This window comes from Alteromonas sp. MTD1 (genome assembly GCF_042848195.1).
GTDB lineage: Bacteria > Pseudomonadota > Gammaproteobacteria > Enterobacterales > Alteromonadaceae > Alteromonas.
The window spans coordinates 1-25,045 of the sequence record NZ_BTGG01000011.1; the positions used below are offsets into that span (position 1 = coordinate 1).

Below are 25,045 nucleotides of genomic sequence, written 5' to 3' on the forward strand. Positions count from 1 at the left end.
AGAAGCGCTGCTTCTTAGTGACTCACCCCGTTCGAGTGAGGTGCGCATTATACGCTGGAAGTTTTCAGTGTCAACACTTTTTGAAAATTTATTTTCGAAAGCGTTTCTTTCAAACTCCCGTCTTTACTGGCCTATAAAGGTAGTAGAGACTTACTCCAAGAGGTTTGCTGTTTTGCTTTACCCCCGAAGCGGATGCGCATTGTAGAGATCTATAACTAAAGGTCAAGCGCCATACGCAAATTAATTGATAAAAGTGAACTGAACGCTTATTTTCTAGTCAGATGTGATAAATAGTAGACAATATGGACTAATTACTAATAGGATGGTCGTTTAAAACCTATAAAGTAGTAACTCCTAAAGTCGCGAATCAATCTGCCGTTAAGCGTATAAATAACAACGCCTGGTGAATAAAGATGTTTCGGTTCATTGTTGTCTGTTAGGTTCATTTTAACGAAAACTGCGTTGCACGCAGCCATAAGTTAGAAACTACGCTATAACTATAAAAGGTGGGTTTATGTTAAAAACTCTTACATTGCTAACTACCGCAGCCATTACATTAAATGTAGGTGTAGTAGCGATGGCGCAAGATAGTGTAACTACACAAGCGACAGGCTCAGACTCAAGCACAACTAACTCATCAGATGACAATAGTCACTTTCAAACCACGTTCCTGAAAAGACAAGTTAATCAAACAATGTCTGTCGGACGCGCTATTAGTTCTATTGCGAGTCACTATCCACAAGAAATTGTTTCAATTGTAGGCGTTGCCCTTGATACTTACCCTGACAAGTATCGTGAAATCATATTTGCAGCCATTTCTGCTCAACCCGCGTTCACTGAAGAAATTGTAAAACTAGCAATAGAGAAAGATGTTGCTAGCTGCCCTAGCATTGTTCAACTGGCTATTAAAGCTGAGCCTACTTATGTTGACTTTGTAGTACACGCAGCATCTGTTGCAACACCGGAAGAATTAGATGAAATAGTGAGAGTAGCGGTGCTAACGCAACCGGACGCAGCTGACAGTATTGTTCAAACTCTATCTCAAGAGCACCCCAACAAGATTGTAGACATTATGACAAGTGCTCTTAACGCAGTGCCATTTGTTGGTGAGTACGTGGTAGATGCGCTACTTGCTGTATTTCCAAATAAAGCGCAATCGGTTGTAGAAACAGCTGTACGTGAATCGTCAGAACAGCGCGAACAGGTTATTCGTATATTGAACACAGCGCAAAACGCAGGTGTCGATAAAGTAAAGCTTAAGCAGTATGCATTGTCAGCAGGCTTAAGCGAAAAAGACTTCGACAGCGCAATTAATTAATAGAGCGTTAACGCTGTCATTTTACCTATTAGTGAAAAGCCGCTGACATTAAGCGGCTTTTTTGTGCGTTCGTATAACTCGTTTTAGGTGACTTAGTTTACCGTATAAAGCTGTGCGGCTTCTTTATAGAGCATTAACTCAGCTTTTAACAAGTCCACTTTTGCTTTGATTTCTTTAATCTGCGCTCTTATTTCACTTTGCATACGCGCATTAACTACAAACATGTCGCTGTCCCCAGCATCAAAGCGCGTTCGCTCTACTTGAGAAAGGGTTCTTGCAAGCTCTGCATTTTCACTTTGCAGCTTTACGATATCTTTTGCTTGAAACCAATACACATAAGCTTGCTCAAACCGCTGCGTTATCGACTGTTCGGTTGAAGTCAGTTTGTGCTGTAGCTCTCTTTGCTTTGATAACAGCTGCGATCTTTCAGCTTTCGCTTTTCTGTTCCCAAGCGGGTAACTAAAAGAAAGGCCCAGTTTTGTTTCAGTGCCTTCTAAAGTTTCAGAGCCAGAGCCTACATCACGTGCAACTGACGCCTTTAAATCTAACTTTGGCAATAAACTATTTTCAGCTAGTGCCGCTTTATTTTGAACCACCTGCTGCTCTAACTTCATGACATCTAGTTCAGGATGCTGACGTAGCGCTTGTCTTAACTTAACAAGCTGCCCTTCGCCTACCCAAAAGGGCCATTCTATTTCTTTCGGCGGTTGGTCTTCTCGAATTCGCAGCATGTCACCGCTTTCAGTTCGCCAATAGAATGAGAGTAGCTGAGCGTGCGCATCGCGCTTTTGACGAAGCTCTGCTAGCAATAACTGCTGCTGTAAAAGGTTTGCTTTGAATTCGGTAAGAACGATACTGGCGATATCGCCTTTTTGTACACGTGTAACCAGTGCCCTTTCTCTCTCTTCAGCGGTTTCTAATAACCCTTTCACCGCTTCTACCGACAGTGCGCTTTCATACCAAGAAATGTATTCACTTACACCTTTGTAAATAAACTCATTGATCATGCTAGTGGCAAGCGCTTGCCACTGAGATGTGGCTAAACCCGCATTGCGTAATTCAGTTCTTCTTTTATCAATTTCACGGCCTTGAAGAAGTGAAATTGCTACACCTACACTAGCTTCACCTGCTGATAGCGTGTCGTATGCGCCTTCATAAGATGGAAAGTCACCACCTGCTAAACGATATTCGGTAAATACCGTACCGTTAAAATCTTCTATAGGATTTGAAAAACGCTGCGCCAAACTTGTGCCATCGTAATAGCCACTTACGCGGCTATTCGTTTTTTGCTCAATAAACGGGTCAAAATTACTTCGCGCTATTTCGAGTTCCGCGGCAGCCTGATAATTACCTTCATTAATTGCTAGTACATAGGGGTGATAGCTCACCATACTATTAATAAGCGCATCAATTGTTGGTGCGGGCATCTGCACATTGTCTTTCGCAGATACAGGGGCATTGAGTATGACTAATAATGCAGCTGCGCCCATCGCACGTTTAAGCAATTCAAAATTCAGCCCTAGACTGTTTACTGCGTTCATTAATTGCAATGCTCTTCCTTTAGTAATTACCATGTTGCGCTGCTAACGCCTCCCATGGATTGAGGCGGTTCGGTAGGTAAAGGTGGGAAGTTGTTAAGCTGACGCCACATTTCATACCCAAGGCGCACTTCTTCTAGTAACACCCATGCTTTTACGCGGCTTCCCAAACGAGCTGAACTTTCGGCAGGCCAAGGGACATCATTTTCATCAGGGCGGACCCACACATTAAAGTCACCGGTAGAATTTGCTACGGGCTCAACGTATACCACTTCGCCACCAAAGGTACCGATAGCCGCACCAGGCCAGCCACTGAACTGAAATACAGGCCAACCTTCAAACTGTAGGCGCGCTTTAGCACCTGGCTTAACTAATGGTGCATCTAAACCTCTAACCGTTACGCGCACGCTTCGCTTTGCATCAGCCGGAATAAATTGGCCTAGAATATCGCCCGAATTTACGTAGGTAGATACGCCACCTGATAGCAGTCTTACCACCGTACCATCAACCGGCGCTTTTTTAGTTTGCGTAGACTGACGTGACAAGGTCATGCTTACTTCATTAATTTCAGACACCGAAGCTGCTGCCTTTGCGCGAAGCTCTTGCACTGTTATTTGTGCTTTTTCTACTTCTTTTGTCGACACCAAACCTTGCTCTTGAAGTGCCCTTTGACGCGCGAGGTTATTTTCAGCATTTCTTACTGCCGTTTCATTCGCCTCTCGTTTCAGATTAGCAGCTGATAGCTGTGACTGCAGTTTTTCAAGTCGCTGCGCATCAATATCAATAAGCGTAACAATAGGATCGCCCGCTTTAATTTGCTGGCCTTCACGAACATGCCATTGCTTAACTTGCCCATCTACCAACGCATTAATGGGTTGAGTACGATCTTTAGGGTCCAGTGAATCAACCATTCCAGTACCATAAGCTGTTTGGATCCAAGGCGTGAAATACAACACCAAGCCAGCAGATAGAACGAGAAAAATAATAATCCCGCTTACTACCCTGTGCAGTTTGGGTACATGCAAGGCTGGCAGTGTTTCAATGTTGTCGAGGAAACGTCTTTCTGCATTATTCATTTATGCATCCTCCCCTAACTGTTGGTCACCTTTCATAGCACATTCAACCTCATCAATATCATAAATGGTCGCTTGCGCATTATCATGCATGTGCAGCACACCGCTCAAACATTCAGACATTGGCATATTGGTAAAATACAGCACGGTGAATTCGTACTTTTTAAGCCGTTTCAGCAGACGTGAGCGCAGGTCGACTGGAATCGCATCAAAATGCTGATTCAGTATTAACAATTTTGGTTTTGCTACAATGGCAGCTGCTAATTTCAATAACAGAAATTCTAGCGGTTGTAGCGGTGCACCTAGCACAGTGACTTTCGTTTGTAGCCCTTCTGGCAAGGCATCGATAACATTATGTATCTCTACTTCTTCAAGCGCTTTACGTATGTCAGCAAAAGTAGCTTCTGGTTGTGCCAGCTTTAAGTATCGCTCTATAGATACTTCAACAATTAATGAGCGGTCGAGTATAGTTACTGCCTGGCGTAATTCGTGAGTGTCATAGTCGTTTAAACTCAAATCGCCAAGCAGGATGTCGCCGGCTGGCACGCGCTCATACTTCTTAAGATATCCCAGAAGTTGCTTTTGCACCCAGCTTTTATCGGATGTTACAAAGTATTGTGTACCAGGCTCTAACGTAACGTCTACCTCGCATCTATCATCGCCGTAGGCCAACGTCACTTTATTAAATACCAACTTTGAAGATGCCGGGATAGCCACTGAATCAGAATGCAGCACTTCCTGCGGTATTTTAAGTGCACCTCCTAGTTTCTCGGCAGCGCCGTATAGCTCGTAATACAGTTTTAAATACTGTGTAAAACGCGACAAGCCGAGGAATACTGCTGACATAACCAGCTCCGCTGCCACTAACTGACCAATAGACAGTTCACCTTGCACAACCAGCACACCACCTATGCCTAAAAGCGCAGCACTTGAGATGGCATACATAAGAAGGAACATGACAACTTGCGAGAACGTATAGTGAAAATGTGCTTTGTGCTTTTTCACATAGCTATTAATAAAGCCTTCGGTACTTCTTCCTGCGTATTCCACATGGTCGGCAGACTTAAAAAACTCGTGTGCGCTGGCGATATCGTGCAGCCATTTAGCAGATGCATATTTTGCATTAGAAAGTTCGATAGCGGTTCGCTTAGCGCCACGCCCCCAAATTTTCCACACAGCGTACATGGTTAAAAGCAACACTACGTTAAATGCGAACAGTGCTGGGTGATAGAAGGAAACGAGGGTAAAGCCCACCAGCATTTGAAGCACCAAAGCAAAGCCGTCGATCATCAACGAAGGAATGTTCTTTTGCAGTGTCATAATGTCGAAGTAACGTTGCGTAATACTTACATTCTGACGGCCCTCGAAAAAGCTATGCGGCGCCATGATAGTTTTAAGGCCTAGTTCAGACGTAAGACGGGCATATACTTTACGTTCGTAAAACTCCATTACTCGCATTCTTAGTGCACTAAAAACACCTGATATAAATAATGTAAGAAACAACACAACGGCCAGAATAACTACTGCGCGGGTTGAGCCAATATTTGCAATACTGTTTATAAGCGTTTGAACCGCAATAGGTACAGCCAACGTCATTAAACTAATTGCAACACCATACGCAATGGCTACCCAGAAAAAGCCAGATTCAGGTTTAAGGAGAGAAAAGAGCGTCTTGCGCGTTTCACGTAAGTTAATTGCTTTTGCCATAATAGTATCTTCAGTAACACCGCTAGCTTTATTGCACTTAAGTATAATGTAACACTTACTTAGAATAAATCTGTTATATTCTTCTTAGTTCATCGATAAAAGCTTAGTTATGCATCATCTAAACTATCATCACCTGTATTATTTCTTTTTAGTCGCCCGCGAAGGCAGTATTGCAAAAGCTGCGAAACTACTGCACGTTACGCCTCAAACCGTAAGCGGCCAACTAAGTACATTTGAAGCTCAGTTGGGTTATTCGCTGTTCGACAGAATTAATAAACGCCTTCATTTAAACACGAAAGGCAAAGTGACGTATCAGTATGCCAGTGAAATATTTCATAAAGGCAACCAATTGGCTGAAATACTTAACAATAGCGACGAAGTGAATACGAAGGAATTCGTGATTGGTATTACTAACGGCATACCTAAAGTACTTTTCTACGATTTTGTGCACACCACTATGCGACAGTTTTCAAATGTTAAGTATGTGATTAAGGAAGATAGCTTCGACGGCTTATTAAAAGAGCTAGCTGTTAACACCATTGATTTCATTGTAGCAGATAGAAGTATTGCACCCGGTACGCAAGTAAATGCAAACGGCCATTTTTTAGGTGAAAGCTCGTTAAGCTTCTTTGCCAAACAACCGCTTTCTGCAGAACAACACTTTCCTGAATGTTTAAACAACATGCCGCTGTTAATTCAAGGCAACACATCTGGTATCCGTAATGTGCTAACCAGCTGGCTGGAAACAGAACAGCTTTACCCTAAAATTGTTGCCGAGTTTGACGACACCGCCCTACTTAAACTGTTTGGCAGCGAAAACTTTGGCGTATTTTGCGCGCCTTCCGCTATTTCATCTCATGTAGAAGAACAATATGACGTGCATTGTATTGGTAATGCTGCAACCCTTAACGAACGCTATTACGCCATTACAGGCAGAAGTAGAGCTGACTATACGATTAGTGAGTCGATAATTCATGCGGCGAGGGCGATTTTAGCGTAGCGCACTAATAGAGGGGCCAGGCTACATTTTATGACCCCATTTAATTTAAGCCGCAACACCATCATTTATATCTTGTGAATAGGCGCTAAGTATTAGAATTTTTTCTAAAACAAAACGCAATGCGTCGTTAATTGGCATAAGCTTTTCACCCAACTCATAGTCTAACTGTGCAAGCTTTTGTCTGCCTTCTGCAATCATAGGCGGTTTTGCAGAGGTAATTAGAACCTCACTGTTTGCCGCAATATCACCCATCACTGGCAATTCAAAGGCATTGGAACGCTGTGGTTGTATAGCGATTAGCGCGGCCGCGTACTTTTCTGGAACGGCTTGCTTAATTGGTTTGCACACCGACAGTGTGGCTTCACCAGATTTTGTTTTATAACCTGCAGCGCCAAACATGCGGCAAATGCCTGGTCGATACTCGTAAATTCCGCAGTAGCCTTCTGTGCCGTCTAAACTTAAGCGCTCATATTGCTTACAAGCGAAGCCGCTGTAATTGTTTAGTTCATCAAACGCCTGCTCAGCTTGCCCCGTATCGAACAGGTGCAACGCAAAAGGCAACATTTCTAATGGTGACACTTCAATGTCAGGTTTATTGCAACACGCACCACATTTCTCAACACAGTTCAATGACTGGCTGGATTGGTATGCGCTGAATTCTTTAGAAAGAGATTGGTAAACATCCATCACTTGACTGGACAGCTCACGCAGCCTATTCATAACGACTCCGCTTATAAAAGCAAACTAAAACATATACATGTTCATGCTGGCAAAATGTAATAGGTAGCATGAACTCAAAACTCTGTTTGCTGGTTTTAAGGACCAGTTGCACAGAACGCATTGGGAACAAATAAGTACTCTGCCACCAATATTTTAAAGCATGCTTCTTCCCCGCCGGGTGTGGATAAGCTTGAAGCTTAATAGCAGGGGTTGAATTGACGCGAAGTTTATTTTGAATTTCGAGACTTGGAAAGTTTTTTTTCAAGCATATAAGTAATATTCAAACTGTACCAAAACAACCTTTATCCGTTTAAATATTCAAATAACTTAGTATACTGAGCCAAGAATAAGTATACGAAAATCAAGGAACGCTTAATGAAGCCAGTTATTCTTGCCGGTGGCACCGGAAGCCGATTATGGCCGAAGTCTCGTGCAGCGCTACCAAAACAGTTTTTAGCGCTAACTTCAGATAAAACAATGATTCAAGAAACTGTGCAACGTCTTAATGGCTTAGATGCCTTGCCTCCTTCAATTATCTGCAACGAAGAACATCGTTTCTTGGTTGCTGAGCAGATGCGTCAAATTAATATCGATAACAGCGATATTTTGCTTGAACCGGTAGGCAGAAATACAGCTCCGGCCATTGCACTTGCCGCACTACATGCAGCTACAAATGGAGAAGACCCTACTCTTTTAGTGTTGGCCGCTGACCATCTAATTCAAGATAGCGCTACTTTTCAGGCTCAGATAAAACAGGCCCAAGTTCTTGCAGAGCAAGGTAAATTAGTTACCTTCGGCATAGTACCAACACAACCCCACACCGGGTACGGGTATATCAAGGCCGGCCCTGCGATGGGTAATGGCTTCGAAGTAAGCCAGTTTGTAGAAAAGCCTGACATGGATACCGCAACGCAATATGTGAATTCAGGAGAGTACTTCTGGAATAGCGGTATGTTTATGTTTAAAGCAAGCGTATTTTTAAAAGCATTAGAGACACACGCGCCAGAGATGTTTGCTGTTTGTACAAAAGCTATTACTCAAACCGAAAGAGATTTAGACTTTATTCGTATTAGCGAAGATATTTTTGCCACATGCCCAAGCGATTCAATCGACTATGCTGTAATGGAAAAAACCGAAGATGCGGCAATGGTTACGTTAGATGCCGGATGGTCTGACGTTGGTAGTTGGTCGTCACTATGGGAGACAGGCAACAAAGATGACAACGGTAATGTTTCAATAGGTGACACGCTACTTGAGAGCACGACAAACAGCTATGTGAACGCAGAAGACTGCTTGGTGTCGGTTATTGGTTTAGACGACGTGGTAGTTGTACAAACCAAAGATGCGGTAATGGTTGCTAACAAGAAAAACTCAGAACAAATAAAAACCGTTGTTAACAACCTTAAAAAGAACAAACGCCCAGAGTTTGAATTTCACCGTGAAGTGTTCCGCCCTTGGGGAAGTTACGATTCAATTGATGAAGGCGGCCGTTTCAAAGTTAAACGCATAACGGTAAAACCTGGTGAAAAGCTGTCTGTTCAAATGCATCATCATCGCGCTGAACATTGGGTAGTGGTTTCAGGTACTGCAAACGTTACCGTTAATGACGGCACCACCATGCTTACGGAAAACGAATCTATTTACATTCCAATTGGTGCTGTTCATGCCCTAGAAAACCCAGGTAAGATTCCACTAGAACTTATTGAAGTGCAGTCGGGCGCGTATCTTGGCGAAGATGACATAGTGCGTTTTTCTGACCGATACGGACGTTCGGATAAATAGTTTTCTGAAAATATAGTTATCTGCATAAAATAAAAAAACCGAGCTTGAAGCTCGGTTTTTTTATCACTATTTGAAAAGGCTTCCCTAGTCAGCGTTAAACAAATCGCGGCTGTATACCTTATTCAGAACATCTTCTACATCCGCTGTTACGCGGTTAGCCACAATAACATCAGATACTTTCTTAAATTCTTCCAGATCGTTAATAACACGCGAATTAAAGAAGTCAGCTTCTTTTAATACCGGCTCGTACACCACAACTTCAATGCCCTTGGCCTTAATGCGCTTCATAATGCCTTGAATAGCACTAGCACGGAAGTTATCAGAACCAGACTTCATGATAAGGCGGTAGATGCCCACAATTTTCGGTTTGCGGCTAACAATTGAATCGGCAATAAAGTCTTTACGCGTGCGGTTTGCGTCCACGATAGCCTGAATCATGTTGTTAGGCACTTCGCTATAATTAGCTAACAATTGCTTGGTGTCTTTCGGCAAGCAGTAGCCGCCATAACCAAAACTAGGGTTGTTGTAGTGCTTCCCTATGCGAGGGTCTAACCCAACACCTTCGATGATTTGCTTAGTATCTAAGCCGTTTCTTTCTGCATAGCTGTCTAATTCATTAAAGTACGCTACACGCATTGCTAAATAGGTATTAGCGAATAATTTAATGGCTTCTGCTTCTGTGCTGTCAGTAAACAGCACATCAATATCTTCTTTTATTGCGCCTTGTTGCAACAGCTTTGCAAACACTTCGGCACGCTCGCTGCGCTCGCCCACAATTATACGGCTAGGATACAAGTTATCGTGAAGTGCTTTGCCTTCGCGTAAAAACTCAGGTGAAAAAATAATATTTTCTGTACCGAAACGCGCTTTTGCGTCTTTAGTAAACCCTACCGGTACAGTTGACTTTACAATCATGACAGCATTAGGGTTAATTTCCATTACTGTTTTGATAACCGCCTCTACGCTACCTGTATTAAAATAGTTCGTTTGAGGGTCGTAGTCGGTTGGGGTGGCTATAACCACATAATCTGCGTCTTTGTATGCATGCTCGGCATCTAACGTAGCTTCAAGGTTAAGTTCTTTAGTTGTTAAATACTCAGAAATTTCTTTATCTTCAATGGGCGATTTCTTGCTGTTTAAAAGCGCTACTTTTTCAGCAACCAAGTCGACTGCTTTTACATCATTGTGCTGGGCTAATAGTACGGCATTTGACAGCCCTACATAGCCTGTTCCAGCCACTGCAATCTTGTATTTTTTCACCCTGTTCTCCGTTACTTTTATATTTTGCCTTCTTTACGCATACTAACCACACTGTATTAGCTGCATTTTATTATGAGTAAACTACCGTTTTACGACTACAAATATTGCATTATTAGCGCGTTATTTACTAGTTATTGCTGCATTTGTTTTATTTGAAATTTTATATTTACATCTTTGCTGAATATTGACGCTATCAGAATGTGTGAAGCAAAAGAATAAATGAGGGGAAACGTGTAGCGCAGATACTAGCTACACGTTTTGCATATTTAGCTAGCTTTAATGCAATCAGCTAAATGATTTGAAAGATCAGTGGCAGTATTTGCGCATTCACTCTCTACCATTACACGAATAAGTGGTTCAGTGCCTGACTTTCTTAACACCAAGCGGCCAGTATTTCCCAATTTTTCCTGCACAGTTGCTACTTCGTGCTTAATCGAGTCGAGTGATAATACCGAATCTAGGTTGCTGTGACGCACGTTCACCATGCATTGTGGAAGCTTGTTCATACCTTGTTTAAGCTGGCTTAACGAATACCCACTTTTAACAATAATCGACAAAATTTGAAGAGCAGCAATAATCGCATCGCCCGTGAAGGTGTAGTTGAAGTTCAGTATATGGCCTGATGTTTCACCACCAATTTTCCATCCGTTTTCATTTAGTTTTTCAACTACGTAGCGGTCGCCTACTTTCGAACGAACAAATGGAATATCTAATTCTCGAAGGGCTAGCTCTAAACCAAGGTTACTCATCAAGGTTCCAACAACACCGCCTTTATAACCTTGTTGCTTTGCTTCTCTTGCCATTAAGAAGAGTATCTCGTCACCATCCACAACTTCGCCGTTACCGTCTACAAACATTATGCGATCGGCATCGCCGTCAACGGCAATACCCAAATCAGCTTTACATTCAATAACCGAAGCACTAAGTGCAGCGAGTGACGTTGCGCCGCATTCATAGTTAATGTTAACGCCGTTAGGTTTGTTACCAATATTAATAACCGTAGCACCAAGCTCTTCGAATACACTGGGAGCCACTTTGTAAGCCGCACCATTGGCACTATCTACAACTATTTTTAAACCCTCAAGGCTTAGTTCTGAATTAAACGTGCCTTTGCAAAACTCTATGTACCGACCAGATGCATCTTCAATTCGTCTTGCCTTACCTAGCTTTTCAGAATCTACACACTCAATGCCGTGCTGTAAGGCATACTGTAATTTTTCTTCAATTGCGTTTTGCTGTGCTGCGCCAAGTTTAGCGCCACTTCGCCCAAAAAATTTAATACCGTTGTCGTAGTAAGGGTTGTGAGAGGCACTAATTACAACACCCGCGTCTGAACGAAATGTTGAGGCCAAATAAGCTACCGCTGGGGTGGGAATGGGGCCCGCAAGCGCAATGTTAACACCGGCGGCTGACAAACCTGCTTCTAAAGCAGATTCAAGCATATAGCCACTGGCACGCGTATCTTTACCCACTAGCACTTCTTTTGTTCCATCTGCTGCTAGTACAACGCCAGCTGCCCAACCAAGCTTCATTACAAAATCGGGCGTCATTGGAAACTCGCCGACTTTCCCTCTAATTCCATCTGTGCCAAAAAACTTCTGTGGCATTTTAAACTTCCTTTAAGATTATTCGATAACACTTAAAACATTTATGCTAAATGCTTAAATGTTTGTTCATTGAAAATGTTATGTGGGACATGTAAAACAGAACGGGCAGTTTTACACCACCCGTATTTTGATATTTAAAGCTAGATACTAGTGTTTCAATTTAAGCACATCTGCTTTCTTTGACGAGATGACTTGTCTTTCCAACCATACTAAGTCACAAATTCCATCTGCGGGTTTAAAACCTGTAGGCGCAGCTAACAAAATTTCTCTTATTTTCTCATGTTGGAAGTTATGGCAGGCCAAGTCTAACTTAGATAAGATAATTTCTAGTTCACTCCAGCTCAGTTTCACTTCTTGCGCGGTCATAATACGTTCGTGCGTTGTGCCTTCAACGTTTTCGCCTATAAGGAGTTCTTCGTATAGTTTTTCACCCGGACGAAGTCCAGTACATACTACTTCAATGTCGCCATCTGGGTGTTTATCGTCTTTAACAGAATAACCAGATAAGTGAATCATCTTAGTTGCTAAATCTTTTATCTTTACTGGCTCGCCCATATCCAATACAAACACATCACCGCCCATGCCCATGGCGCCTGCTTGAATCACTAGCTGTGCTGCTTCCGGAATAGTCATAAAGTAACGGGTTATGTCAGGATGGGTAAGTGTTACTGGACCACCTTGCTTTATTTGCTTGCGAAACAATGGTACTACAGAACCTGACGACCCCAGAACATTACCAAAACGAACCATACAAAAACGTGTGGAGCTCTGTTTATCGGCTAACGCTTGTAGTACTAATTCCGACATCCGTTTAGTTGTGCCCATAACATTCGTTGGTCTTACTGCTTTGTCAGTAGACACCAATACAAATGTGTCAACGTTACTTTTTATCGCAGCCTGTGCCGTGTACAAGGTACCAAAGATGTTATTTCGTACTCCCTCAACAACGTTATGCTCAACTAATGGTACGTGTTTATAGGCCGCAGCGTGGTAAACCGTTTGAACACTAAAAGTGCTCATTACTGTTTCTAGTCTATTTTGTTTCTGAACAGAGCCCATTATCGGGATAATTTCAATGTGATGGCCTCGTTCAGCTACAAACTGAGAGAGCTCTCGCTCTATTGAATACAGAGCAAACTCTGATAATTCAAACAAAACAAGTTTTGTTGGCTCGTTCTTAACGATTTGGCGACACAGCTCTGAGCCTATAGACCCGCCAGCACCTGTAACCATTACCACTTTGTTTTTGATATCAGCGTGCATTAAAGCTTTTTTTGGTGACACGGGGTCGCGGCCAAGCAAATCCTCAACTTCAACATCTTTAACTTGGTCTACATTTACGGCACCTGCAACCACGTCTGCCATGCCCGGAATGGTTTGTACTTTTACCGAATACTTTTCAAGCTTTTGAAGAATTTTTTTACGCCTAGATCTAGATGTACTGGGTAGTGCAAGCAGCACTTTTTCTACGTTTTCATGGCGTATAATTGACTGTAAATCGTCCATGGCGTGAACCAAGTGCCCTTCAATTAAAGAGCCATGCTTAGCTTTGTCATCGTCGATAAATGCTACCACACGATATTCGGGTCCATGCCTTAGAGCAGTAGCTAGCTGCCTGCCCGCAGAGCCAGCGCCATAGATTATAACGGGGCGACGTTTTGAGGCGCTTACTTTGTTAACTAAAGCTCGCACAATAATGCGGCTTCCGCCGATTAGCAGTAAAGAAAATGAAATGAATATTATTGGGACAGTACGCGGAATAGGTATTTTCAAGAAAAATGCCAGGCCAATCAGAGCACAACAAGATGCAATAACCCCACCGATTACAGCTCCAAGTGCATTAATTCCTACATATCGAAGAACAGCTCTGTAAAGCCCTAACTTAACGAAAATAGAAACACTTACAGGAATAACTAAACCAATAAGTACCCAATGCTGTGAACTTAAAGCAGAATCAAACGAGTCTTGACGAATAAACATCGCCGCCCAGAATGACGCCAATATAAAAGAAACATCGATTAATACCGTTATCAATCGCTTTTGCGCTCTGGGCAATGAGAGAAGAGTTTTGATTAGAGTTTCCAAACAACAATCCTTGGTGTTACGCGTTAACGGCCGCTAAAACAATACTAAAGTACAAGATAATAGCACATTTTAGTTGTTTAGAACGCCACGAGCCGCTATTTAACACGATCTCCACTGCCTTTTCCTGCAAGCGTTAGAAATATATATTTGAAATAAGAAGACAAATTGAGTTCATCAATCATTTTTCTATCGGTTTCAGCAAGAAGTTTGGGGGTAGACATATCTATTTCATTTATTTGCGCCAAACCAGTAATGCCTGGACGAACACTGTAGACTCCACGCTCACCTCTTTCTTGAGTGAGTTCTTCCTGATTGAACAGACCAGGACGTGGACCAACTAAACTCATCTCACCCTTTAACACATTCCATAGCTGTGGCAGTTCATCTAGTTTTGTTTTTCTGAGAAAGTGTCCAAATTTTGTTATCGAAGAGCTGCTGGCAAGATGGCTTGCAACAGACGCCGTATCCACATTCATTGTTCTAAACTTTACTAGTGTAAAAGGCTTTTTGTAACGACCAACTCTTTTTTGTTTGAAGATAGGTGAGCCAGTATCAAACAAGCCAATGATAAAGAGAGTTAAAAAAATCGGGAAACCAAGAAGTAAACCGATAAAAGAAAATACTAAATCTAAAAAACGAATCATAAAGTAGTAACAACTATAAGCTAGTGGATAGGTGTGTTATTTGCAGTGGCTTCGAACGCATTCTTAATTGACTGTGGTGGGTACCATCCTAATGTTCCTTTTGTATGAGTAAGGTCGATTTGCAGTGAACCGGTTAACCGCTCGACTATGTCTTTTTTTCCGAGTAGTCTGGCTAATCCTTCGAAAAAAAATGGAGGGATTGGTATTGATCTATCTCTCATTCCAAACGAATAAGCCATCAGCTTAACCATTTCAGATGTAGAGACATCATTGTCATCACTGACTAAGAATACATTATTCTTAGCTAGCGGATGAGTGGTACATACTCTAATTAAGTCTACTAAATTAACAACAGACACCATACTTCGCCTGTTTTTCTTAATCATTCGAAAAGGTAAAGGAATACCTTTTTTTACCAATCCCATTAAAGCGGCAAAATTTGCTTTCACACCGGCCCCATACACAAGTGGTGGACGAATAATAACGTACTCCATGCCGGTGCGCTCCGCAAGGGCGATTAAGCCTTGCTCGGCTTCTGCCTTCGAAATTCCATAAGGATCTTCTGGCCTTGGCTGATCGAAGGCTGTAAAAGGAGCTTTGTTCGTAGTGCTCTCACCATTAACTTTAATTGTACTGAGAAAAATAAACCGCTTAACGCCGTTTTTCGCTGCCTGTGTGGCCAATTTGAGCGTAGCGTCTACATTAAACGCACGGAACTCAGAAAGAGGATCGCTGGCAGTTTCCTGCATCACATGCACGCGTGCCGCACAGTGAACGACAGTATCGACACCGACTGTTGCGGCGCTCAGCTCATTTTCATCATTAAAATTACTTTCAAAAAAAGTAAATTTATTAGCATGAATATCTCGCCTACCTAAGACTCTTACGTCGGCACCGCTTTCGTGTAAACAATCAACCAAATGGCGACCAACGAAGCCGCTTGCACCAGTAACTAAAACCGTTGCCATTTATAACCCCTTTAACTGGGCTATAGACTTAGCCATATCATTCATAATGTTCTGTCTTGCAAACCTAATTACAAAATCCTTTCGGTCGGTATGCTCAAGCTGCAAAGAAGAAAGTGCTTTTAAACCATTATGCGCATCATTTGGAAAAAATACTTGCGTATTATTTAAGTTTTGCACAATGAACTGCGACGCATAGCCTTGCACTCCTGCTAATATAGGTTTGCCCATAGCCGCATATTCAAACAATTTAGACGGCAAAACTTTTCTGAACGCAGGGTAATCGTTTAAATGTAGAAATAATACGTCTGCGTTTAAGTATTCAGAGACGAGGTCTGCTCGAGACACCGGCGGATGGAGTGAAACATTCTGTAAACCTACAACTGCTTCTTCTAAGTTCTTTTTCCTCCCACCGTCACCGATAATTTTAAATTTATAGCGATTACCTGCTAACTTCGCAAGCGCTGGCAGAATAGTGTGTAGGCCTTGCCCTTCGCCGATATTACCGGCATAAAGAACCGTTATTGGCTCTTCAGCAGTTTTTTCGACAAACGAGTAGGTACGATTATCGCTCAGAAATTCACCATCAATACCGTTAGTAAAATAACTGTACTGGGGACGCGGGTATCGTGCTGCAAAATAAGGCTTAAACCCTTCAGACACCAGGTTAATGTGGTCAGCTTTTGCAAACGTACACCGTTCGACTAAGACAAGCAGTGGCTTAACGAACCACGTAATTTTTGGACTGAGCACATCTTTTATAGTGTCGACGAAAATATCACGAACGTCCAAATACAGTGGTAATTTTTTTTGACGAGCAACTTTTGCACCCAGAAATGCTGTAAACAGCCTTGAACTAGTTGCAAAAACAAGTTCGTAATCTTTGTTTTTAATAATCTTCTGTGCTTGTTTGAAGTAAGTATAAAAAGACTTAATTTGATCCATCATTCCGCTATTATGCGAAGGCAACTCTATGCGGTGGATAGTTACATTTCTCTCATTCTCATAACACAATGCTTCAGAAGCAAAGCTTGCATATCTATTCGGCATTGTAGTTACTATCTCTATTTCCACATTGGGAATATTTTTCAGCTGTTCGACCAACGCTGTCATGCGAAAAGAACCAGCACAAAGGTCTGGTTTATAATAAAAAGAAAATAATAAGATTTTCAATATACTAACCCTTTAAAAATCCATACGGGTCACTAACTGCCCATTAATGAAAGGTATAACAATTTTTGTGCTGGATATTGCAACACCAAAATTAGGGTGATAGGTTGATGGCATAAGCTTTATATCAAGTTCGCTAGTGAACGTAATAGTGCGTTTAGATGGCGTTATTAGTTCAACTGTTTTAGCGTTAACTTTATTAATGTTTACGCTTGGGTGGATATGCAAATGAAAAACGGCTTCAACTTGCTCAGACAGTGTATCTTCAATTTGACAAAAACCTGAAGTTGCTTCAATAGCACGTTGATGAGTGACTTTCGGTCTTAACCTTTTATATCCATCATGACTTGCAACAAGCTTAACCACATCGCTATCAGCAGACGAACTAGTAAGTGAAGCTTTTGCACGCTTTGCAACTCTAAAACCCGACCATACTTCAGAAGAGCTTTGCCCACATACCTCGACAGTATTGTGAGCTGCTGTTTGTCGCTGTCTTAACCGCTCTTCACAAACCCCGTAAAGGGAAGTCCCTGAGTTGACAAACACCCTGTCGCTTCCTAACGAAAGCTCGATACTTAACGTATCTGCGTGAGCATGGCCCGGAAGATAATCTGGCCCGACTTGGGCGTGATCCATAAATAAACAATAGTTACCAAGCATCACCCGGCTGTAACCGGTATCACTATTCGTATGTAGAGGAGCTAAAGGAGTTCCCCACTTGATATTCAAATTTTTTGCAAATTTAAATATTTCTTCAGGGTTATGTGCAACTCCTATCGCTGCATCGTTAAAAAAGCTTATTTCGCCGTCGGTATGCAGCATCGATTCCAACCAAAGCAGCGCCTTTTGAGCAACGCGTTTCCAGTGAGCCAACCTAGTTATTAATTGTTTATTTTTACTAATCTCGGCAAGGTGAATTAACTCAAGCAAATCCCATAGCAGTATGCAGTGATACATTGGTGAAAGTTCAAAATGCCCACCGTCTGAAAGAAACTGCTCTTCTATTTCACCGTCGAGTATTTCGAGCCCCTTTTTCAAACAGCTTTCAGCAAACTCACCAGTCAAAAAAGCGCCAACGAAAACTAAAGCTTTGCCATTAGCAAAAAGATGATTGCCAAGAATATGATATTCAAGCTGTTGTCTAAGCGCTTGTGCTTGCAATGCAATACTAGAAAGATAACGAGTATCTACATCACTCTTTTTACTGAACCACTTAATCCAATTTACTAATCTAAGTGACGTTGGATATGGCTCCCAACCATTTCCTACAGTCGGCTTATTGTCTACAATCCATTTTTTTAAAAAACTGTAATGTAACTCTTTCCTATCTTGATAATCAATAGAATTAAGGTCATCAAAATAGTGCAGATTATAAAGCCATAGCTTGCTTTGCTCTGGACTATTCCAGTCACAGGAAGAAACTACTTTTCCGCTTCTGTTTAAGAAGCAAACATCACTTTGGCTAAATATACTTTGCTTGTTAAGAGTTGGACCTTTCCAACACCAATCTCGCTGCTCTTTGACCTTTCTTTTGACAACTTTAGGCTTTTTAACTTTGTAGTACAGTCGATAAAAAATTTGACGTAACGTCAAAAATCGTAAAGTGAAGAACAATTGTTGACAGTAAGCTAATTTACTTTTCATTAGAAATAATTTTCTCGGAATTGACTATATGTTAATTCAGCACGGCACTTTTTCAAACAGTTCCAGCCAGAAGTAAGTCACTTGTTCGAAAGTATAAATCGACGTAATGATGCAAAATTCAAATATCGAAAGAACTTTACATTGTTTCTTCGAAAATAAATAACGGTCCTAGCGAACTCACTCAAACCATAAATAAGACTCATTCTGACCAAGGATAAAGGTGACATCCCGATAATCTTCTTAATATTGGATGGTAAAAAGTGATACATTCGAGTAAAAACTTCGATACGTACTCTAAAAAATTCAACATTTTTTATTTTGGTCAGGCTATCGCTCGAAACAGTGACGGTGTAAATTTCATTTTCATATGCTTTAGTTTCTTTCGACAGTAATGAACACTTTGCAGAAAACATTCCATCATTTGCGATAATTGTCTCATCAAAATGGATATTGTTATTCTTGATTAAATCCAGCTTTATAAATTTGCTCCAAGGAACATAATGTGAAAAAAGAAGCTTCGTTTTATTAATGTCCGACGATTCCCGGATAAAATCAGCTACAAGTTCTGCATACTTTTTGTGTCTAGTTGCTTTACGTTCTTCGTTAAGAAAAACCGACGAAGGTTTAAAGAAAACAATATCAGCATTGACATCTTTTTCACTAATCAGAGCCAAAACATTCTCCAGCTCTTTTTCACAAAAATAATCATCAGAATCTGCAAAAGTCACCCATGTGCCACAAGCAAATGTAAGCCCAGTGTTCCTTGCACCACCGGCACCTTTTCCCCTCGTATTGATATGAAACTCATACTTCGGATAAGCTTTCCTATAATATTCTATATCAAAGCTATCGCTATTATCATCTACGACTACGACTTGTATATCATTGGAAAGAGGTATAGTTTCAAGTAATCTGACCAAAGATTTTTCAGAATTGAAGTGCGGAATGATGATGCTCAATTCAGTCATGATTTTTCTCAACATAGGTCATTAGTTTAAAAACTTGAGTGTCACTCCAGAGGAGTTGCTCTAATTTTCTTTCATTTACTGTGTATTCCTGGCTTTTATGTTTCATTAATAAAACAGCAGAAGTAAGAGACTCAAGATCGTCGCCAAAGTCATCAAGGACAACTCCGCATTTTAAACTCATAACCAATTGGGCCATCGGCGGATTCGCACCAACTATGACCGGGACACGAGAAAGAATTGACTGATATAAGCGATTAGCTTCGCAGTATCGATTGTTAGGAGTTGAGTCATCATATAAAACTATAGTGAACTGTGCGTCGATCAATAAATTTCTGATCGCCATCTGTTCTATCATCCCTGTCAAAAAAAGTCGCCTTTGGACTTCTACCTCCCCAAATTCCTCCTTAAGGCGTTCCATAACTCCTTTTTCAATATTACCCACGATTACAGCTCGGCACTTCGCGGTTAAAACAGCTTTGAGAGTGTTATACGGAAGGCGCTTACTTGTCGTGAGTCCTTGAAGATAAACGTAGTTGGATTGTCCCTTCCATTTTATAAAATCGTCGTTAACGGAAGACTTAATGGTGCTTTTCAAAAATCTATCATCGGGATAGTTATTAATCACAAAGTTCTTTTCAGTCTTTCTCACTAAACCAGTGTTTTTCAAAAACTGAAGCCTATACTTATTAGCATGAACAATTGATAAACATCTTGCCTCTATCGCTCGATAAACTATTTGCATGAACTTTGTGTTAAATCTGATAGGTAACTCATGCAGATCCCAAATGACCTTGTTTTTTGCAATAAGTAATGGAAATATAAATGTGTACTCTTCGTGGCACCACACATAATCGAACTGATTTAACCTTCCACGTAGTCGTAGATAAAATTCGAATGCTTTAATCAATAAAAAGCGGGATGATGGCAAAAAATTTCTAGTCTCTAATTCTATGGACTCGTAAGCTATCCCATACGAGGTAGTACCAGTCTCCTTTAAATTTGAATTCAACTGAACAAAGATGGTCACATCATAGCCGATCGAACGTATTGACAAAGCCTCTTTTCGTACCCTATCGTCAAATTCTAACCCTGCCGTTTTTACAACGAAAGCAATTCTCTTCATGATACTTTTCTCTTATAGGTATAGATAAACAGGCTACAGATCGTAACGCAAATCATATGAACTAACTTTATCCTAGTATGTGCGTCGCCAAGGGAAAAAAGAGTATAAATACACACCCAGGCGAGTGAAAATGTGATAAAAATCTGAAGAAGCTTTATTTCGTTTTGCGGAAAAATTTCGCGCTTTGTTAGAACAAATAAAACTTTTAAGTTACAGACCAAATAGGCAAATAATATGTAGTATAGGAACTGCCCAATGGCTCTTACAGTGTCATCAACTGCACCAAAAACCTCATGACCTCCATCTACGATGACCCTCTCAAGCAGCGAGGTGGGTAATGGAGCAAACAAGAACTTGCCAAAATATCTAATTACACTGCTCGTGTTTAAAGAAAGTTGCTCACCTTGAAGCGATTCGTTTAAACCACCATCGATCAAAAAAGAAAGTCGATAAATATAAGAGTTCGCTTTGTCGAAAAACAAAAAGAGAAGACTAGAAAAGATCAAACCTACTAGAAATATTGTAAATAAACGGCTTGAAAACCCTACACGGCTATCGAAAAAAGATACTATCACTATAGGTAGAATTATTAAGGGAATAACAAATGGTCTTAAAAAAATCAAAAGCAAACACGCGACCAAAAAAAACAGATACTTTCTTTGAATGAAGCAATAAAAAGCAGAAAAACAAATCGAAATAATTAAAACGTCACGCAAATCCATAATTGAAATAAAAATGAGATATGGAGTGAAAAATATCGCGTATGAAATTTTATCGATAGTTGGAAAAGAGACGTATAAAATATAATTTAAAAACAAAAGAGAGGAAATCGGAAGAAGTTTACTTTCCATTCCATACACACCTGAATAAGCGTAAACAGAATCGTTCAAAAAATACCATATCAAACGGCTACTTTTTCCCTCAAAATCGAACAACTTTCCTCTATCTAATGTGTACACGAGTTCATCTGAATTAAGAAGCAAAACACCTGTTAGTGCATGCTCAAAAAGAAAAGCCGAGAACATAATTAAAGACAAAAACAGCAGTAAAAGCTGCGTTCTGAATAATTTATTACTTCTAAGAAATGACAAGATCAGCATCAATATTACAGATGATAAGACTATCAAAACCAACCCTCAAAAGAACAGTGAAAATCGACAGTAACGAGTATTACTAAACAGAAGAGAGTTATTAGTATTATTACACTATTCACAATTATTCTTATTTAATAGTTTAAGGTAAAGCTCTATAGTAGCGGCTCGCAGAACCTCGCGACTTTTGTCACAGTCACTTCCATGCACATCAAGATACTTTGCTTTTAAATCATCAAGCGTTAACTTACTGTATTCGGACTGTTCTCGTTTTAACAACCCTGAGAGATAGCTCTTGGTTTCATTTGTAAGTATCCAATTTTTGTAATTCGTATAATTATTTTTATTTTGTCCCCCGCTAAAGTTGATAAAAAGTCTGTGGAACTTTTTTAACAAACGATTGTACAGGTTCCATTGTGGCGTTTCACCGGCAGGTTTACCTGTTTGCTGCCATGGAATATTTTTGAAGAAATCAGGAAAAAACCTTTGTAGCATTGTGGAGTACAATTTGTTATTGACTCGGAAATGATCGGGCAATGAGTATATTAACTCGACACACTCATTATCCATGAAAGGTTTTCTCTGTTCCAACGATACTAGACTGTTAACGGTGCCCATATTGATAAATCGCCGACCTCGTGACATGAATAGATAAGGATCAATGTGGTTAATGTCAAAAAACTTACTTTGGTAGAAAGTTTCCACATCATGAAGCTTATAAAACTTCTCAGCAGTTTCCCTATCTATTCTTTTATCAATATGCTCCTTGTGCGGAATATAACTACCACCAAAAATTGCATCACCTAAATAACCATTTAAATTGACATCTACATGGGTAGCCATATCATCAACAAACTCACCACCATGCATATGCATCATGTCCTTCATACCATCTGTATTCCAGACCTTTTGAATTCGAGGCTTAAACCAATTATCATCTGTAAAGTGGTAGCACTTGTGTCGCCATTTTGTTTTTTCTATCACTTGCCTTGCTATCTCTATATCGTCACATCCTTCAATACCAAAAGTAAATGCTTGACCACAAAAATTGCTGCTTAAATGATCTATGGCTGCTACTATTGCTCTTGAGTCCAGTCCTCCACTGAGTGTGACACCAATTCTCTCTGTTGGGCTAAATCTTCTTTCCACAGCCCTTATGAATCGCTTGCCAAGTTCATCAACTGCCTCGTCGAACTTTAGTGATGATGGTAAAATTTCAGCCCAGGTCCAATAATGATGCTGACTTACTTCTTTTGTTATCAAATCAAATGATAAAATACTGGCTGGATTAATTAACTTAATCTTGTCAAACCATGTACTTGTCCCCAATAAATGCCCAAGTTCCATAAAGCAATTGAAGCTTGCAGAGTCAATTGTTTTGTCTATTCCTTCAAGAGCAAGAATACCTTTCACTTCACTAGACCATAAAAATTTTTCATTATGGAAATACCAATAAAGCATGCGCATACCATACCGGTCAGAGATTAACTTTAGTTTTGAGTTTTGTCTGTCGTATATTACGGCGCAAAAATAACCATCAAGTCGATTAAGAAAAGAATCGAGCGTTCCACGTTGATAGTTTATTAATAAAGCTTTACTAAATGATGTTCCAATCTCTAGATCGAAATCGTTTGATAATTCAGAAACGTTGTAGGATTCGCCTTCAACCCAAACACAAATATCGTCAAGTACATATGGTGAGTTTTTTTCTCCAATCTTGTTGAGATGGACGCGTGAGGCAGCTATCTTTTCATCCTCATAGATTGTGTCCCTCTTAAATGAAGGATACAGAGACATAGCTTTTTGCATACTTTTAATGGAGAAAGCGTCAATACCTTTCACAAAACCGAAAACACCTGGCATTTTTATTCCTTTTTTAAAAGACGGAGTAAAGACCTTTCGAAGGTTATTACGAACATCGTATACAAAATTACGCAAAACAATCCCCCAATGAGAACTCTCATGAGTGCGGTTTCGATGTGGAGGAGGAAGACAACAACTATTGAGAGTAATACTATGACTCCTGTGCTTACTACAGTCTTCATTATTTGAACGAAAATATCGAAGTAATGTATCTTGCCTACTTTCGCCACAATCAAATGCCAAATAAGTCCAATAGTAAAGTTCAACAGAAGTAGTGCAAAACAAACGGCATCAACTGTCTGAAAATACAAAATCGAGAAATATAGAGTGCCGGCTATGCTAGTTACCCAAAACACGTTCCAATAAAAGCCGATATCGGCTCTCCCGAGCGCAAGTAAAAGAGCGCCACCAGGGTTTGAAAGAGCCTTGTATATGCCAATGACCGCAAGAAGTCTCACTAAACTCGCTGACTCTTCCCAACCATAACCAAAGACTATAAAAACTACATCATTAGAATAAGTCGCCAAGAAAATTAAGATAGGAACTGTAATCAAGCCGAGAAGCCTAATACTTAAACTATAATACTTATTTAGCAAGGCGTTATCATTCTGAATCTTTGAATAAATTGGAAACGCAACCTTATTCACTACAGGATTAATTTTAGCTAATGGAAAAGCTACCAACTGCCAAGCCATATTATAGAATCCAACTGATTGCAATCCAATCATTTTCCCAATCAGCATCTTATCGAGATTTGCACTAACGTAATTGATTGAACGCTCTCCCATTTGGAAAAAACCAAAAGAGTAAAAGCTTTTGACTTCACTATGATTGAATCGAAATTTTGGTCGTTGATAATTCCTAACGCCAATAAAAAGAAGAAGTATGCTTGAAGAAACTGCGTTTGTAAGCATAGCATATACAAGAGCATCAACCCCCCCCCCATTTACGGCAAGCGTTATGGCAACACAAAAAGAGAGTACAGCCGATGTGAGGTCGATGAACGCTAGTAAATTAAACTGCAATGTCTTCTGGCATAGCACACGATATTGATTACCAAACGCAGTTATTAGAAAAACAGGTGAAAGCTTATATATTAGCTCAGAAATATCGTTGTTTTCATAAAAACTCCCTAGAAGTGGAGCTGTGGCAAAGACAACGATACTTAAAAGGCAACCAGAAAAAACATTCAACCAATAAAGGCTAGATAGTTGATTAGATGTCACGTCTTGACGCTGTACTATTGCTTTACTTATACCCATATCCATAAAGGCTTGCGAAAAACCAATGACAACCACTATGATTGCCATAATCCCGAATTCATCGGGCCGCAAATATCGCGCCAGGATTGAAAGCTGTAAAAATTGAATCAATGTAGCAATTATTAATGATACGCTTGTCCATTTGACACCTGCAATGGCGCTCGCTTTTAAATTCATAATCAATTCACGAAACGACGAAAATACTTTGATGCTTTTGAGTATTCT

19 protein-coding genes are annotated in these 25,045 nt (G+C 40.5%); 3 read left to right on the forward strand and 16 right to left on the reverse strand.

Annotated elements, in window-relative coordinates:
- Window positions 1–514: 514 nt before the first annotated feature.
- Window positions 515–1,318, forward strand: a complete 804-nt coding sequence (locus tag ACGHAV_RS14865; RefSeq protein WP_390382320.1) for a hypothetical protein — start codon at window positions 515–517, stop codon at window positions 1,316–1,318.
- Between the two features lie 92 nt (window positions 1,319–1,410).
- On the opposite strand, the gene ACGHAV_RS14870 is transcribed toward ACGHAV_RS14865, so the two are convergent.
- From ACGHAV_RS14870 to ACGHAV_RS14880, 3 genes are read right to left on the reverse strand one after another with little or no spacing between them, the layout of a single operon-like run.
- On the reverse strand, window positions 1,411–2,859 hold the full coding sequence (locus ACGHAV_RS14870; protein ID WP_390382323.1) for a TolC family protein: 1,449 nt from the start codon (window positions 2,857–2,859) through the stop codon (window positions 1,411–1,413).
- Between the two features lie 26 nt (window positions 2,860–2,885).
- On the reverse strand, window positions 2,886–3,932 hold the full coding sequence (locus ACGHAV_RS14875; protein WP_390382326.1) for an HlyD family secretion protein: 1,047 nt from the start codon (window positions 3,930–3,932) through the stop codon (window positions 2,886–2,888).
- The gene (locus tag ACGHAV_RS14880) at window positions 3,933–5,636 is read right to left on the reverse strand and encodes an ABC transporter transmembrane domain-containing protein (protein WP_390382329.1); all 1,704 of its coding nucleotides are present in this window, start codon (window positions 5,634–5,636) and stop codon (window positions 3,933–3,935) included.
- A gap of 109 nt (window positions 5,637–5,745) precedes the next feature.
- Here ACGHAV_RS14880 and ACGHAV_RS14885 point away from each other — a divergent pair, with 109 nt between their 5' ends.
- Window positions 5,746–6,636 (forward strand): LysR family transcriptional regulator, encoded by an 891-nt coding sequence (locus ACGHAV_RS14885; protein ID WP_390382332.1) that lies wholly within the window; start codon window positions 5,746–5,748, stop codon window positions 6,634–6,636.
- Window positions 6,637–6,681: 45 nt separating this feature from the next.
- Here the strand turns inward: ACGHAV_RS14885 and ACGHAV_RS14890 are convergent, their stop codons facing one another.
- The gene (locus ACGHAV_RS14890) at window positions 6,682–7,356 is read right to left on the reverse strand and encodes a YkgJ family cysteine cluster protein (RefSeq protein ID WP_390382335.1); all 675 of its coding nucleotides are present in this window, start codon (window positions 7,354–7,356) and stop codon (window positions 6,682–6,684) included.
- A gap of 375 nt (window positions 7,357–7,731) precedes the next feature.
- Between ACGHAV_RS14890 and ACGHAV_RS14895 the strand changes: the two genes are divergently transcribed.
- Entirely contained in the window at window positions 7,732–9,138 is a 1,407-nt protein-coding gene (locus ACGHAV_RS14895; protein ID WP_390382338.1) for a mannose-1-phosphate guanylyltransferase/mannose-6-phosphate isomerase, read from the forward strand.
- Window positions 9,139–9,222: 84 nt separating this feature from the next.
- Here the strand turns inward: ACGHAV_RS14895 and ACGHAV_RS14900 are convergent, their stop codons facing one another.
- The 12 genes from ACGHAV_RS14900 to ACGHAV_RS14955 all read right to left on the reverse strand — a co-directional run bounded on the left by ACGHAV_RS14900 (window position 9,223) and on the right by ACGHAV_RS14955 (window position 24,997).
- Window positions 9,223–10,398 carry a nucleotide sugar dehydrogenase gene (locus ACGHAV_RS14900; RefSeq protein WP_390382341.1) on the reverse strand — a complete coding sequence of 392 codons (1,176 nt, stop codon included), beginning with the start codon at window positions 10,396–10,398 and terminating at the stop codon, window positions 9,223–9,225.
- A gap of 266 nt (window positions 10,399–10,664) precedes the next feature.
- Window positions 10,665–12,005, reverse strand: a complete 1,341-nt coding sequence (gene glmM / locus ACGHAV_RS14905) for a phosphoglucosamine mutase (RefSeq protein ID WP_390382344.1) — start codon at window positions 12,003–12,005, stop codon at window positions 10,665–10,667.
- 147 nt (window positions 12,006–12,152) lie between these two features.
- Window positions 12,153–14,090 (reverse strand): polysaccharide biosynthesis protein, encoded by a 1,938-nt coding sequence (locus ACGHAV_RS14910; RefSeq protein ID WP_390382347.1) that lies wholly within the window; start codon window positions 14,088–14,090, stop codon window positions 12,153–12,155.
- Between the two features lie 95 nt (window positions 14,091–14,185).
- A complete protein-coding gene (locus tag ACGHAV_RS14915) occupies window positions 14,186–14,734 on the reverse strand; it encodes a sugar transferase (RefSeq protein WP_390382350.1) in 549 nt (182 codons plus the stop codon).
- A 20-nt stretch (window positions 14,735–14,754) separates the two neighbouring features.
- Window positions 14,755–15,702 carry a UDP-glucose 4-epimerase family protein gene (locus ACGHAV_RS14920; protein ID WP_390382353.1) on the reverse strand — a complete coding sequence of 316 codons (948 nt, stop codon included), beginning with the start codon at window positions 15,700–15,702 and terminating at the stop codon, window positions 14,755–14,757.
- The gene (locus tag ACGHAV_RS14925) at window positions 15,703–16,872 is read right to left on the reverse strand and encodes a glycosyltransferase family 4 protein (RefSeq protein ID WP_390382356.1); all 1,170 of its coding nucleotides are present in this window, start codon (window positions 16,870–16,872) and stop codon (window positions 15,703–15,705) included.
- 12 nt (window positions 16,873–16,884) lie between these two features.
- Window positions 16,885–18,513, reverse strand: a complete 1,629-nt coding sequence (locus tag ACGHAV_RS14930; protein WP_390382359.1) for a heparinase II/III family protein — start codon at window positions 18,511–18,513, stop codon at window positions 16,885–16,887.
- Between the two features lie 77 nt (window positions 18,514–18,590).
- Window positions 18,591–19,481, reverse strand: coding sequence for a glycosyltransferase family 2 protein (locus tag ACGHAV_RS14935; RefSeq protein WP_390382362.1), 891 nt, complete (start codon window positions 19,479–19,481; stop codon window positions 18,591–18,593).
- Complete coding sequence (locus ACGHAV_RS14940; protein ID WP_390382365.1) at window positions 19,474–20,604, reverse strand: hypothetical protein; 1,131 nt, start codon at window positions 20,602–20,604, stop codon at window positions 19,474–19,476. The genes ACGHAV_RS14935 and ACGHAV_RS14940 overlap by 8 nt, the downstream gene beginning before the upstream one ends.
- Entirely contained in the window at window positions 20,601–21,455 is an 855-nt protein-coding gene (locus ACGHAV_RS14945; protein WP_390382368.1) for a hypothetical protein, read from the reverse strand. The genes ACGHAV_RS14940 and ACGHAV_RS14945 overlap by 4 nt, the downstream gene beginning before the upstream one ends.
- 354 nt (window positions 21,456–21,809) lie before the next feature.
- On the reverse strand, window positions 21,810–23,558 hold the full coding sequence (locus ACGHAV_RS14950; protein ID WP_390382371.1) for an asparagine synthase-related protein: 1,749 nt from the start codon (window positions 23,556–23,558) through the stop codon (window positions 21,810–21,812).
- A 2-nt stretch (window positions 23,559–23,560) separates the two neighbouring features.
- Window positions 23,561–24,997: an MOP flippase family protein gene (locus tag ACGHAV_RS14955; protein WP_390382374.1), complete on the reverse strand. Its 1,437-nt coding sequence runs from the start codon at window positions 24,995–24,997 to the stop codon at window positions 23,561–23,563.
- Window positions 24,998–25,045 lie beyond the last annotated feature (48 nt).

What these genes read in the sequence shown, in the direction of transcription:
- ACGHAV_RS14865 (WP_390382320.1), top strand. Translation starts at nt 515, where the DNA reads ATGTTAAAAACTCTTACATTGCTAACTACCGCAGCCATTACATTAAAT.
- ACGHAV_RS14870 (WP_390382323.1), bottom strand. Translation starts at nt 2,859, where the DNA reads ATGAACGCAGTAAACAGTCTAGGGCTGAATTTTGAATTGCTTAAACGT.
- ACGHAV_RS14875 (WP_390382326.1), bottom strand. Translation starts at nt 3,932, where the DNA reads ATGAATAATGCAGAAAGACGTTTCCTCGACAACATTGAAACACTGCCA.
- ACGHAV_RS14880 (WP_390382329.1), bottom strand. Translation starts at nt 5,636, where the DNA reads ATGGCAAAAGCAATTAACTTACGTGAAACGCGCAAGACGCTCTTTTCT.
- ACGHAV_RS14885 (WP_390382332.1), top strand. Translation starts at nt 5,746, where the DNA reads ATGCATCATCTAAACTATCATCACCTGTATTATTTCTTTTTAGTCGCC.
- ACGHAV_RS14890 (WP_390382335.1), bottom strand. Translation starts at nt 7,356, where the DNA reads ATGAATAGGCTGCGTGAGCTGTCCAGTCAAGTGATGGATGTTTACCAA.
- ACGHAV_RS14895 (WP_390382338.1), top strand. Translation starts at nt 7,732, where the DNA reads ATGAAGCCAGTTATTCTTGCCGGTGGCACCGGAAGCCGATTATGGCCG.
- glmM (WP_390382344.1), bottom strand. Translation starts at nt 12,005, where the DNA reads ATGCCACAGAAGTTTTTTGGCACAGATGGAATTAGAGGGAAAGTCGGC.
- ACGHAV_RS14915 (WP_390382350.1), bottom strand. Translation starts at nt 14,734, where the DNA reads ATGATTCGTTTTTTAGATTTAGTATTTTCTTTTATCGGTTTACTTCTT.
- ACGHAV_RS14920 (WP_390382353.1), bottom strand. Translation starts at nt 15,702, where the DNA reads ATGGCAACGGTTTTAGTTACTGGTGCAAGCGGCTTCGTTGGTCGCCAT.
- ACGHAV_RS14930 (WP_390382359.1), bottom strand. Translation starts at nt 18,513, where the DNA reads ATGAAAAGTAAATTAGCTTACTGTCAACAATTGTTCTTCACTTTACGA.
- ACGHAV_RS14935 (WP_390382362.1), bottom strand. Translation starts at nt 19,481, where the DNA reads ATGACTGAATTGAGCATCATCATTCCGCACTTCAATTCTGAAAAATCT.
- ACGHAV_RS14940 (WP_390382365.1), bottom strand. Translation starts at nt 20,604, where the DNA reads ATGAAGAGAATTGCTTTCGTTGTAAAAACGGCAGGGTTAGAATTTGAC.
- ACGHAV_RS14945 (WP_390382368.1), bottom strand. Translation starts at nt 21,455, where the DNA reads ATGGAAAGTAAACTTCTTCCGATTTCCTCTCTTTTGTTTTTAAATTAT.
- ACGHAV_RS14950 (WP_390382371.1), bottom strand. Translation starts at nt 23,558, where the DNA reads ATGCCAGGTGTTTTCGGTTTTGTGAAAGGTATTGACGCTTTCTCCATT.
- ACGHAV_RS14955 (WP_390382374.1), bottom strand. Translation starts at nt 24,997, where the DNA reads ATGAATTTAAAAGCGAGCGCCATTGCAGGTGTCAAATGGACAAGCGTA.